At 37.0% G+C, this 12,316-nt stretch carries 9 protein-coding genes; 3 read left to right on the top strand and 6 right to left on the bottom strand.

Annotated features, from left to right (window positions below):
• Positions 1–125 precede the first annotated feature (125 nt).
• From FR932_RS18890 to FR932_RS21515, 5 genes are all read right to left on the bottom strand, one after another.
• Positions 126–2,042, bottom strand: a complete 1,917-nt coding sequence (locus FR932_RS18890; protein ID WP_019440691.1) for an EAL domain-containing protein — start codon at positions 2,040–2,042, stop codon at positions 126–128.
• 598 nt (positions 2,043–2,640) lie between these two features.
• Positions 2,641–2,964, bottom strand: a complete 324-nt coding sequence (locus FR932_RS18885; RefSeq protein WP_019440690.1) for a hypothetical protein — start codon at positions 2,962–2,964, stop codon at positions 2,641–2,643.
• 48 nt (positions 2,965–3,012) lie between these two features.
• Positions 3,013–3,498, bottom strand: coding sequence for a hypothetical protein (locus FR932_RS18880; protein ID WP_019440689.1), 486 nt, complete (start codon positions 3,496–3,498; stop codon positions 3,013–3,015).
• 108 nt (positions 3,499–3,606) lie between these two features.
• Entirely contained in the window at positions 3,607–4,773 is a 1,167-nt protein-coding gene (locus FR932_RS18875; protein ID WP_019440688.1) for a hypothetical protein, read from the bottom strand.
• Between the two features lie 179 nt (positions 4,774–4,952).
• The gene (locus FR932_RS21515; protein WP_019440687.1) at positions 4,953–5,099 is read right to left on the bottom strand and encodes a hypothetical protein; all 147 of its coding nucleotides are present in this window, start codon (positions 5,097–5,099) and stop codon (positions 4,953–4,955) included.
• Between the two features lie 532 nt (positions 5,100–5,631).
• On the opposite strand from FR932_RS21515, the gene FR932_RS18870 reads away from it, so the two are divergent.
• From FR932_RS18870 to FR932_RS18860, 3 genes are all read left to right on the top strand, one after another.
• Positions 5,632–7,497, top strand: coding sequence for a retron Ec67 family RNA-directed DNA polymerase/endonuclease (locus FR932_RS18870; protein ID WP_019440686.1), 1,866 nt, complete (start codon positions 5,632–5,634; stop codon positions 7,495–7,497).
• Between the two features lie 26 nt (positions 7,498–7,523).
• A complete protein-coding gene (locus FR932_RS18865; RefSeq protein ID WP_019440685.1) occupies positions 7,524–7,985 on the top strand; it encodes a hypothetical protein in 462 nt (153 codons plus the stop codon).
• Positions 7,986–8,625: 640 nt separating this feature from the next.
• Positions 8,626–9,042 carry a hypothetical protein gene (locus FR932_RS18860; protein WP_019440684.1) on the top strand — a complete coding sequence of 139 codons (417 nt, stop codon included), beginning with the start codon at positions 8,626–8,628 and terminating at the stop codon, positions 9,040–9,042.
• Positions 9,043–9,377: 335 nt separating this feature from the next.
• Here the strand turns inward: FR932_RS18860 and FR932_RS18855 are convergent, their stop codons facing one another.
• Complete coding sequence (locus tag FR932_RS18855) at positions 9,378–12,308, bottom strand: type I restriction endonuclease subunit R (RefSeq protein ID WP_019440683.1); 2,931 nt, start codon at positions 12,306–12,308, stop codon at positions 9,378–9,380.
• Between the last annotated feature and the right edge of the window lie 8 nt (positions 12,309–12,316).

Raw genomic sequence — 12,316 nt, 5'->3', positions numbered from 1 at the left:
AAATTAATAGTTTTAAACCACTTGACTGCTATTATACTTGAATCAGCTTTAAGTAGTAAGCAAAGTGTGAGGTTAGCACAAAATGGACACTTAAAAATAGCGAAATAAATCACTATGAAGTCACGTTAAGACTCAGCCAATACACTGACTTTATTACAAAAATATCCTTGAGCACCATATACACCAAGTTTATTGAGACTGTCCCACTCGCCTTTCGATTCAACACCAACAGCAATCACCGTAGTGGCTAAGTTAACGGTACCACCAAGGATGCTACGAATAGCCAACTGATTGATTTGGCGTTTATGTAAATCACGCACCAAACTCGGGTGGATCTTGATAACGTCCACGTCTAATTTTTTAATGTACGATGAATCAACGACATCCTGCCCGACCATATCCACAGCGATGCGGCAACCGAGCGCTTTAAGGTTTTTAACCGGATCTAATAACATGGCTAAATTACGATTTATTTGATATTCATGGATCTCAAAATGGATAAGTCCACGTAGCGCAGCAGGCAAACGAATAATATCTAAATACACCGCACGCATAAACCGTTTATCTAAATAACTTTGAATGTCTAAGTTTATGCCACAAGCTATTGCCTCGCCATGCTCTAAACTAGAGATCGCATGTTCAACCGTCAGGCGATCAATACGTTTTAATACACCGCATTTCTCGGCCATCGGTAAAAATACACCAGCATGTACCCAATCGTTATTTTCATCTTTTAGCCTTGGGTATATTTCATACCCCAGTAACGTTTTATCAGCCATGCTTAAAATGGATTGCTGCTCATAATAAAAACCTTTGTTATTAAAAGTTTTATCAAACAATGCTCGCCATCTTACCGTGCCCTTTGAATGCACAGGCGAAAGCTCTTCTTGTTCATACAAGAACCAACCAGAACTACCTTGTAGTACCGCTATTTTTAATGCTTGATCGACACTTTCCAGCACATCTTCAGCATCTTCGCCGTGGTGATAAATAGCCACGCCGGTATAAAATAATTCATCGCAATCCACTGGTGTTGATAAGCCAACTCGCGTGAGTAACTTGTACAACTGCTTCATCACAATTTCAGACTCAGGACCAGTGATCCGAGGTAATAACACGATGAACTGATCCCCTCGATAACGCGCGAGTACTGAATCTGTAAAACGATCGACAAATTTACTTAACAGCTCACTGACTGATTTGACCATCTCGTCAACACTTGCTACGCCATGGTTATAATTTAATTGTGATAACTCATAGAGTTCTATTTTAATAACCGTACCAGCGATAACACCAGGATCGGATAACATCGCCTCTAACTGATTTAAAAAAGAATCTCGATTACCAATCCCGGTAGATGCATCCACAAACGCATTAGTACGCATGTAAGAATCAAAACGACTCCGTTCTTGTTTCGTGTCTTCCAGATCAGCGATTAATTTATCGAATGCACGACTTGTTGCTTTAGGCCATTCAGCATCTGTGCCGACAGCCACTTTAAGGTGGTCACCATTCATGATTTTATAACTGCGTATTGACAGTAATTCGGCGCCGTACATACCTCTTCTTAGTAGCCGTATTGCAATCACTAATCCAAACAGCGCTATCACTAACCCAGTACCAACACCAGTTAATAATACCGGCGGGTATTCCATCGCATAATACGGCGACAACATCACCACCTTGGCAGTGAAGTCATTATTAGCGCGTAGTTTAAAATAATATTCTTTAAGAAAAGAAGCCACGGCATCCGTATCTGGCGTATTAGCATCAAAGTAATAACTAACCAGCCCTTCTTTTTCAACCGTCAATTGTAATACTGAATGGGCACGTAATAACTCTGGTAGCCAGAATGCAAAACGCGGTTCGCTATCTTCCATTGCGAGTTGCTCATCCATCACATCAATCAGACGGGAAATATTTTGTTTTTGAGTTTCAATTGCCAATTCACGTAAACTCACCGCACCGCCGAGCAGTACGACGCCAACCGATGACAGTACACAAAAAATAATAAAACCAATCAGTTTATTGGTAAATTTCATATATTCTTATACATCCCTATATCAGAATCTAATCTTATAAAAATTTAATTTTGTTGATGATAACGAACTTACTCTATCGTTATCGATTCTACGGCATTTCAAAATGAAAAGCAGATAATACACCGAGCGGCATTAAGAATAAAAAACCAGTTTAGCGAGCTGTACTAATAAATAACAACTCATTTTAAGACGGGTGAAGTATAAATGTGATCTTAATCCATCGCTAAAATGAATAATCCATTTTCCATATATAACGCTATAGTTTCCAATCATAACACTATGTTGTAATTTATTTTTCAATCAATGATGGAACGACAAATAATAAAAAACCCCGAAAATCGAGGCTCTTTTATTATCAGTTAAACAATCCGTTCAAGTTCTAAATACAGGATCTAAAATGGTTATGATTACCACAACCAATAAATACAAAAACAAAACCTTTATAAACAATAATATAACGCCAAAATAAAGCTAAGTGTAAAGTTTTACGTAAACAATACCTAAATAATGTTCTAAAACGTTACAAAAATTAAATACTGCTTTAATTAATTATCTTACATTTACAGAGCTTATTATCTTTAAAAAATAGCAGAAATCATCATTTCTTGTTAATTTGAGATTCTGTTTCAACCATCAATGTGTCACCAACCCACCTAACACCCGTTACTATTTTTTGTTCATTAAATATCATTTTTTGAACTGCAATACATGCATCATTCTGCTCTGGACCAAATGTATGAATCAATAACTCCTCATGATCACCATGGAAACGATCATCAGGGAATTCATCGCCTTCATAATATTCCCAACAACTCCCCCTCCACGTCGCATTTGCACAATGTGTGTAATATTCAGCATCACTCTTCAGCTCATATGCACCATCGTACAATCTCAATTTTTTATTATAAATAACCCAACTCATAATGATTCCCGACTAAGATGATCTTATAGATACTGATATTATGTTTAGCTATATTTTATGATTCATTCGTTCATACAGTTTTGAAACTAATTCTGGTGTGACTCCCTCTCCGAAAACTGAATCTATATGATTTTCTATAAACGATGGGGTTAACGATTCTGGATTTATATCACCGATAACAATCCAATCATCAGCACCAATTGCAGCCACATGTGACAGTATTCGCCTGATCTCACTAGAGTCATCCATCCGTCTGTGGATAGATACCTCTTGCGCTAACACGCACGGTTCAATGCCCTGTGCAATAAGAAATTTCCGACTATAGAGAGTTCCTAATGGGAACATTTTAACCCCTGAGCCTCTACAGAAATCTGTCAATGTAGAAATACTTTCAGGATCCAACCGTACCCGCATCAAAAGTTCATTGGAACCTGCTCTAATCCATTGATCTTTAGCTCTAGCGACATCTGGATTGTTAGCAACATATCGATTTGAAATCATAATGCTCGATACGTCGAAATATAGAATCACCATAAACCTCCATATTTTAAAGGGCTTTTTTCAAAGCAAACCATTGTTAATATTAGCTATAGGATAACCAACGTGACGTGTAAATAGTTATTTTAGGCGATTAGTTTACAACTAATTAAAAATACCTTTTATGTCGTTAATGCGAGTTTTTTTTCTGCCAAAATAGGCCGTAGCAGAAGTTTCTGGATTGAATTTAATGCCTATATTCTTCAGTATCCTATCTAGATATTTACGCAGAATAGGTGTACTTAATGATCTATTATTACCACCGACAGATGCATGGTAAAAATTGTATCTAGCCTCAGCTCCAGTTAAAACATCGAACACTCCATACTCAGAATTATTCTCTAAAAAAATAATTGGTTTAACCACTGATAAATGGAATAACTCTATATAAATACTTCTTCGAATCAAATCCTTAATGAGTTCAGTCTTTTTGTTTAGGGCTACTTTTTTAGATAACGTTAAATTGTAAAGCTGTTGATAAAAAATATATTCATCAGCATCTATCGAATCAATTTGAATATGGTAAACCTCGAGCCCTTCATTTAGAGCTGATTTAAAATTATTCGAGTTAGTTATATCTGAATTTGTTGGAATCATTTCACCTATATTTGATGCGTTTACTACCATTGACGCAATCGGATCGTTAAAGTGTGAATGATATTGTGATACTTTCGGATCGATGGAACTTGACTCATCAATAAAAACAGGCCAATTACCGGGATTGTAAACTTGGGAAATCGCATTCTCAAACAGTGATTCGTCTAAAATAAACCACTGCCCTATGAAACTCCATGTTGTTAAATATACGCTGAGTAAATCGGAAAATCGTTGGAGCTGATTACCATTTTTAAATCCGCAAGCGATCGCTAGCAATGTTTTTCCCAATGAATATGGAATATTGAATTCATTTTTCAGTCTAGTGGCTATAGGCTGAATCATTAGCTCATCAGTAGAATAAAATATATTTGAGTTACTATATCGACAGAAATGAACCAGCTCGATAGGAAAGATATTTTCATTATTATCATAATCAATCGTACCCATAACATTAGAATAATGTCTATTTTTAGATGCTTTCCTCAAGCGTGGAAAATTATTAGTTGGGATGCTCGGGGTTGTGCGAATAAAATGACCATCATCGATAACACTGATAACGTGTTCAGCAGAGAAACCAAGATTAATGTCTTTGATATATTCATCAAGATATTTAAGGGCTCTTTCTTGGAATATAGGGGATTTAAAGCGGGCAAGTAGTATTTGAGCAAAAATCATAATCAATAACCTCATGTGCAAATCGGAACCATAATGCAATTAGTTAAGTTATAATTTTTAAGTTGTAATACAGTTAAAGCAATATTTTGACCCGTTCCGACGGGAGGAAATACCAAACCTACCTAACGATAACATTAAAAATGGGGCGAATTCTATATATAAATCGATCTGACCCTATATTACTGTTCCTGTTCAGTCACCTGAATATTATCAATTTTTTCACGTAAGGCTTTTAGCTCCATATATCCTAAATCACCACAAATACCATCCAGCTCGGTATTGATTAGATGAAGCAAAGTCTCTTTTTCTCGTTCGTTTAGATTCATAGATGCTCCGTTATATTTTTATGCGGTCTAATCATTATCGAGTGTTGCCGCCAGTGATTTTAGATATCGTTTTAGTTGTTTATTCCTAATTCATGATCAAAGTAATAAACCTTACATCCCGCTGTTCAAAATGTCAACAAAACAAGCCTAAGACCATGATAATCAAGTGTTTTCTAAAACAATTAATTCTCATCGGGGACGATAATAAGGTAACTGACTCATTCAAGCTTCAAATATATTAAAGTATTAAGTCTATGGCGCCTCCGTCCCCAAAGCGCCTCAGAGAGTTATAGATAGGAGGCCAAATTAACTTAACCATAACACTCCGAATATTTTTGGTTATTATTGATAAAGAAATTTTTTTAATATATTATTAACAACAGCTTATGGGCAGATTTAGATCGCGTTTCGCGATCCGTGAAAACAATGTCGAAAGATATTGCCTACTATTGAACGGTTTTGACGGTTCTAATAGGATCTATTGGTGCATAGGAGTGCCCATAAGCTACTCCTCAATTAAAATAGGCTTTTCATGAATAAGCTAAAATCACTACAAAAAGTTTCAACAAAATCAGAATTAGCCTCTTTACTTGGTGTAAAAGCATCCTTTCTTACTCATACCTTATACGTTGTTAAACCATCTTCTCAGTACACTAATTTTAAAATACCTAAAAAAAGTGGAGGGGAAAGATCTATAAACGCACCAACTAAAAAACTAAAAACTTTGCAATCTTGTTTATCTAAATTATTACTAGATTGTATTGATGAAATTAATACAATTAAATACCCTGATTTAGCCTCTTATGAAGTTACTCGTAACAAAATTTTAAAAGTTAAAATACCAAATTCAAAAATAAAACAGCCATCCTTGGCTCATGGTTTTGTCCGAAACCGATCAATTATCACAAATGCTATGATGCATGTGAATCAAAAGAACATACTAAATATTGATCTAAATAACTTTTTCGATAGCTTTAATTTTGGTCGAGTCAGAGCTTTTTTTATCAAGAATAAAAACTTTAAGTTACCAGAGAATATTGCAACCACTATCGCCCAAATAGCCTGCAATAACAATACTTTACCGCAAGGAAGCCCTTGTTCCCCTGTTATTTCAAATTTAATTACACACTCTTTAGATATAAAATTAGCTTACCTTGCTCATGAGTACAGTTGTAGATATTCAAGATATGCAGATGACATAACATTCTCGACTCGAAAAAAAGCTTTCCCAACTAAAATAATGAGTTATGAAAACAATTGTTATGTTGCAGGCAAAAAATTACAAGGAGCTATAAAACAAGCTGGTTTTTCTATAAATGATAAAAAAACTCGGATCCAATATAAAGATTCAAGACAAGATGTAACTGGCCTGATAGTTAATAAAAAGCCAAATGTTAAAAATGAATATTGGAGGAGAGTTAGGGCCCAATGCCATAGTTTATTTACTACAGGGCAATTCACTAAAGAATTAAAAGGTGAAATAGTCGCAGGTAATATTAATGAGCTTGAGGGGCAACTTAACTTCATTGATCAAGTAGATCATTACAATAGGGTTAGACAGTCTCCACCTTTAGACCCAAAATATCATCTTAAAAGAGATGAATTACTCAAAACGAATCAAGCTAAAGAAAGGCAGTATTTATTTACTGGTAGAGAAAGAACCTTTAGTCGATTTTTATACTACCGTTCTTTTTATGCTAACAATAAGCCAACTATTTTATGTGAAGGAAAAACAGATAATATTTATTTAAAATCGGCTATAAGTGAACGAGTTAAGCGTCATCCAACTTTAGCATCTCAGAAGAAAGGAGCTGTGCCATATGAATTATTAATTAATTTTTTTAATTATTCTCCGCGAACAAGGTTTTTACTAGAACTTGCAGGAGGAACCGATTACTTAAAAGATTTTGTTATTAATTTTAATAAACATTTTAACTCATTTAAAGCGCCTAAACCAAAGCACCCCGTAATTATTGTTCTTGATAATGATAAGGGGCCTAATGGGCTTTTACATTACCTATCTAATGTAAAAGGTGCGTCTATTATTCCGAATACTCTAAAGCTTAAAACCGATTACCGCAAAGCGGAATACATTCATGTATTCCATAATTTGTATGTTGTTTTAACGCCTCTTTCTAATAAGGGTAAGTCTCAAAAAATTGAAGACCAATACACCGATATTGAATCTTTATTCAAGAAGGCAGACCTCTTAAGAACATACCAGAAAAAATGCTTTAACATTGCTTCTAAAAGAAACGAAGATATAGACCTCAGTAAAAATGCATTTGCGAATCAAATTGTAAAAGGCCAAAAAAAACAGGTTAATTTTAGTGGGTTTAACAAACTATTAAATCGTATTGAAGAAGTGATTAAACATTACGACAACATGATTTTTTAGACACGTTTAAAATACAGGAAATAGTGATGTACTGGGATATTTATATTGATACCGATGCTGAAGAGTTTTTTAAAGAACTAGATAATATTAGTATCGAAGCGAAAGACATGTTTAGTGAATTTAAAGCAATCAACCTTGAACCTGCTGCTATTGAATTATCCAAAAACGTACATACTAATGAACATCCGTTGAAACAGCTATATATACATGGTCGAATAGATACGGACGATCTGCCCTTGAAAATTGCTGAAGCAGGACGGGACTGCGAATCAATAACTGAATTTGTTGGTTACATTGATAAAGGAATCACTGACCCTGAGCTAGCAGTGTTTGATAATGCGTATAATTATATTCAACAGTATGATGATAATGGCACCTTTCGCGATATGCTTCGGCTTTATCATGAAACGATGAAGCTATATAAGAGAACTCGTAGGGTGTTAAAGCTACTTGATAGTACAGTAACTGCACGCATAGAGCATATTTGATGAAACTCAAGTCCTCGACAACGTGCCGAACTATAGAATATACGTAACAAACTTTGGGGGAAATTAGGGCAAGGCTATTGGCACCTCAATACATAAAACCGTACCGAATCATTTTTATGTATAGCTGGCACGTTCGACTTTGCTATACATAAAATCGTCAAAACTCATTTCTATGTATAGCTGGCACGCTCGACTTTGCTATACATAGAATCGTCAAAACTCATTTCTATGTATAGCTGGCACGCTCAACTTTGCTATACATAGAATCGTCAAAAATTATTTTTATGTATAGCTGAAACGTTCCAACTTACGAGATAAACTTGCTGAGAGGCAAGATATAATTAGTAACAACTGGTCTGGAAAAATACCAAAACAACACCAGATTAGGTCTGGAAAAATACCAAAACAACCCAGATTATGTCGTTAAAAATACGAGAAAAACTCTAAATCAGGTTGTTAAAATCACTCAATAAAAACTAAATTACGCGGCTAAAAACACCTAACACCATATTCTAGTCACAAAAATAACTAAATTAACGAAAGGCAGTATTAAAAAGAACACTATGATAAAAGTGCAACATGCAACACTTCTGTTTTCATGCTAAATTATCCTTAGTGAAGCATGCAACGGTCGGTGATTATGTTTAAAGTTGAAAGAAATGAAATATTCTACGTCTATAAGAAAGTGGAACGTGATTATGTAGAAGCATTTCAACCTCATACAGATAAATTCAAGGTTATGGATGTTCGTTATATAGAGCTCATTCTTGAGGCGTCAAATGAGCTCGTTAATCAAGCCATAGATTCTTATATTAATATGCTTATAGAACAGCTTAAGCCTGAGTATATTAAGTCCTTACGCTCTAATCTACGTAGTGTTAGGTCTAGAAATAAACGGTTAGGCGAATCGAAGGTTAGCAGTGTGACTGTTGATGTTGGTTTGATTAACTCGCTGAATGAAATTAAGACATATTATCCTGCTCAGAAGCTAACTAATGCGGATGTAATAAAATTAGCAGTTGAAGCCTTACACAAGGAACTTGCCAACACCAAGTGAAACATGCAACATATGATGTGATATTTCATTAGGTGCTTGATACCTGTCGCTACGTGCTTATAATTTTTATTGGTGGGAGTTAGCTCACTAGATTTCACGTAGCGAACCATTATTAAACTCAGATCTTACACTACATTCGTTATGCGTAGTGGTATTGGATTATTACCTTGTGGCCAAATTAGTTATGCAACTACACCACGTCACACACTATTGTGATATTTCATCCTGCGAATTACATCATGCCGCCAAACGTTATGCAAAACCATGTTTTAAAACAAGAAAATAAACTTGAAGTTACTAAGTACCCCTCTTAAAACCCTTCAACTTCTAGTCAATTAAAAGCCTTTGATAAATGTTTCGGTAAATACTTTTAACCTTTCAGTAATCTTCGGCAAGATGGTTCTACGAGTTCGGAAAGTCATCTTCTCTGTAGTCAACTGAGCTATATCATCTGACTTCAAGCCATCTACATTCAAGCCATTTTCGATATTCGTTATCATCTCAAATAACTTGCCAGCGTCGAGTTTTTCTTCTTCGGTAATTTGGGCGATTTCCTTTTGCTTCTGCTCTTCAATGTACTCATCAAATTCAGCCCCTTGCACCAAGCCCTGTAAGCTCTTTTCGATAAATCCTTCTATAAGATGACGTTTACTGTGAAGTGTTGGCTCAGAGGCGAGTAAGTTTGCGATAACTTGACGTTTCTTATCTTTGGCATCATCACATGACTCTTCAAGCATGGTTTGTAGAAGGTGGCGTATGTAGCCCACGTTCACATTGTCACGCTGAAGTAGCTCTAATTCAAAGTCAATATCAGCAAGAATTGACTCTTTATCGGACGGATTGCCTTTCAGCTCTCTGGCTAAATCACCGTACTTAGAGGCGTAATCCACAAACTCTTGCTCTGAAATCCCAAGCGCTTCAATGTCGAAATCACTGAAAGTCTCAAGTTGGTTCTTCAAGCGCATCAAGATACGGAACTGTTTAATGAATCCAGCCTGCATGTCTTCATCTGGCAAGTCATCAACACCTTGAACATCTGGCGCTATCGCTTTTAACGCTTCAAGCGCTTTGGCAAAGTCTTCTGTCAAACCCTCAAGGTCTGGTACTTCGATGTACTCTGTCGGTTGTTTATTTGAAAACAGTGCGAACGCCTCATCAGCTTGTGGCTTCAAGTTGCGGTAACACATGACGTTACCGTGAGATTTCACCGTGCCGTTCAATCGATTGGTACGAGAAAACGCTTGAACCAATCCGTGATACTTGAGGTTCTTATCCACGTAGATAGTGTTCAGGCTCGGCGCATCAAACCCCGTAAGGAACATGTTCACTACGAGTAAAATATCCACTTCACCATTTTTGGTTCGGTTGGATAGATCTTTGTAGTAGTTGTAGAAACTGTCAGTATCTTGGGTCGAATAGCTTGTGCCAAATTGTTCGTTGTAATCACCAATGTACGAATCTAGCTTGTCGCGACTGTGTACCTTAGCGTTAGCTTCCGCTAAGCCTTTAACATTGACTTCACCCTCAAACTCTTCGGCTTCGTTGACGCCATAGCTAAAGATAGTAGCGATGTTGAGCTTGTGCTTACCTTCCGCCTTGAGAGCCTTAAGGGTATCGTAGTAGGTGATTAAATCAGGGATACTCGCCACACATAGCATTGCATTGAACTTACGCTTGGTCTTAAACTTATGAATGCCAATGATGTGCTCACAAACTTTTTTTATACGCTTAGGAGAACTGAAGAACTCCGCGATATCAATACTGGATACATCCGCGTTTAAGCCTGTTTGCTTGTGTTTTAGCTTGCCGTAATACTCAATCGCAAAAGGCAGTACGTTGTCATCTCGAATCGCATCGACAATCACATAGCTGTGCAGGCGTTCACCAAACAGATCTTTGGTTGTTCTCTTCTGTACGCCTTTACCTTCCACTTTTTTAGCCGTCGCGTTATCGGCAAAGATAGGCGTACCTGTAAAGCCAAATAGCTGAGCTTTCTCAAAGAACTCAACAATATTCTGGTGCGTTTCACCAAACTGGCTGCGGTGACACTCGTCGAATATGAAAACCACGCGCTCTTGGCGTAAGTGTTCGACTTGTCCTTTGAAGCGAGGCTTAGTGATCAGGTTATTGAGCTTTTGAATCGTGGTGATCGTCAGTTTGTTAATACGATTCACGTTACTGCTATAAACTGGTGAGTATTCAGCAATTTGTGATAGAACCTCAGCATCATTGGCACTATTCCCGAGAACAGTCGATGATGTCTTAGGTACAGGTCGAGAGCCAAGGAACTGGTTTAATAAACTCTTAGTGTCACCTGTACTGTCGACACTGCCTTTTAGGAAGGCATCAAACTCTTTAGCCGTTTGATAGTCGAGGTCTTTACGGTCGACGACAAACACCACTCTATCGACGTTATCTAATCTCGATAATATTTGAGCCGTCTTGAAACTGGTTAGGGTTTTACCACTGCCTGTTGTATGCCAGATATAACCATGTTTATCACTGGTCTTAACCTGCTCTACAATAGCCTCTACTGCGTAGAATTGATAAGGGCGCAGCACCATTAAGAACTTGCCTGTCTCGTTTTGAACTATGTAGCGACTGAGCATCTTGGTAAGATGTTCTTTATTCAAGAAAGCATCAGCAAACTGGTGCAGCACATTAATCTTATTATTGTCTACATCTGTCCAGTGGAAGGTCTGTTTAAACGACAACTCACGGTTGTTTGAGAAGTATTTAGTGTTCACGCCATTGGATATCACAAACAACTGTATGTAGTTAAACAGCCCACCTTCTGCGCCAAAGGTATGCTTGTCGTAGCGTTTGATTTGGTTGAATGCTTCAGCCATTTCAATACCACGACGTTTAAGCTCTATCTGCACTAACGGCAAGCCGTTTACCAAGATAGTCACGTCGTAACGATTCTCATATTTACCGTGCATGGTGACTTGGTTAGTCACTTGGAAAATATTCTTTGAGGCATCGCTACTTAACAAAGTGAGGTAGCTGATGGTGCCATCCTTATGCACCACATCAACCTTTCCTTTGAGGCGTTTAGATTTGTCGAAGATGTTGCCTTTCTCAAGGCTAATGAGCACATTCTCAAATTCACGCTCAGTTAGTGTAATCTTATTCGCTCGCTCAAGCTGTCGCTTTAGGTTAGCTTTAAGCGCGGCGGCGTTCTCTATCTTAACTGGTTCAAAATCAGCAGAGGTAAGCTGAGCGATTAAGTCATTTTCAAGTTTTGCTTCTGATTGTGTGCTCATTTAGTCCC

The sequence above is a fragment of the Moritella marina ATCC 15381 genome (assembly GCF_008931805.1).
In the GTDB taxonomy this organism is placed as follows: Bacteria; Pseudomonadota; Gammaproteobacteria; order Enterobacterales; family Moritellaceae; genus Moritella; species Moritella marina.
The sequence above is the reverse complement of the archived record's forward strand: the minus strand, read 5'-3'. Positions and strand labels throughout refer to the sequence as shown.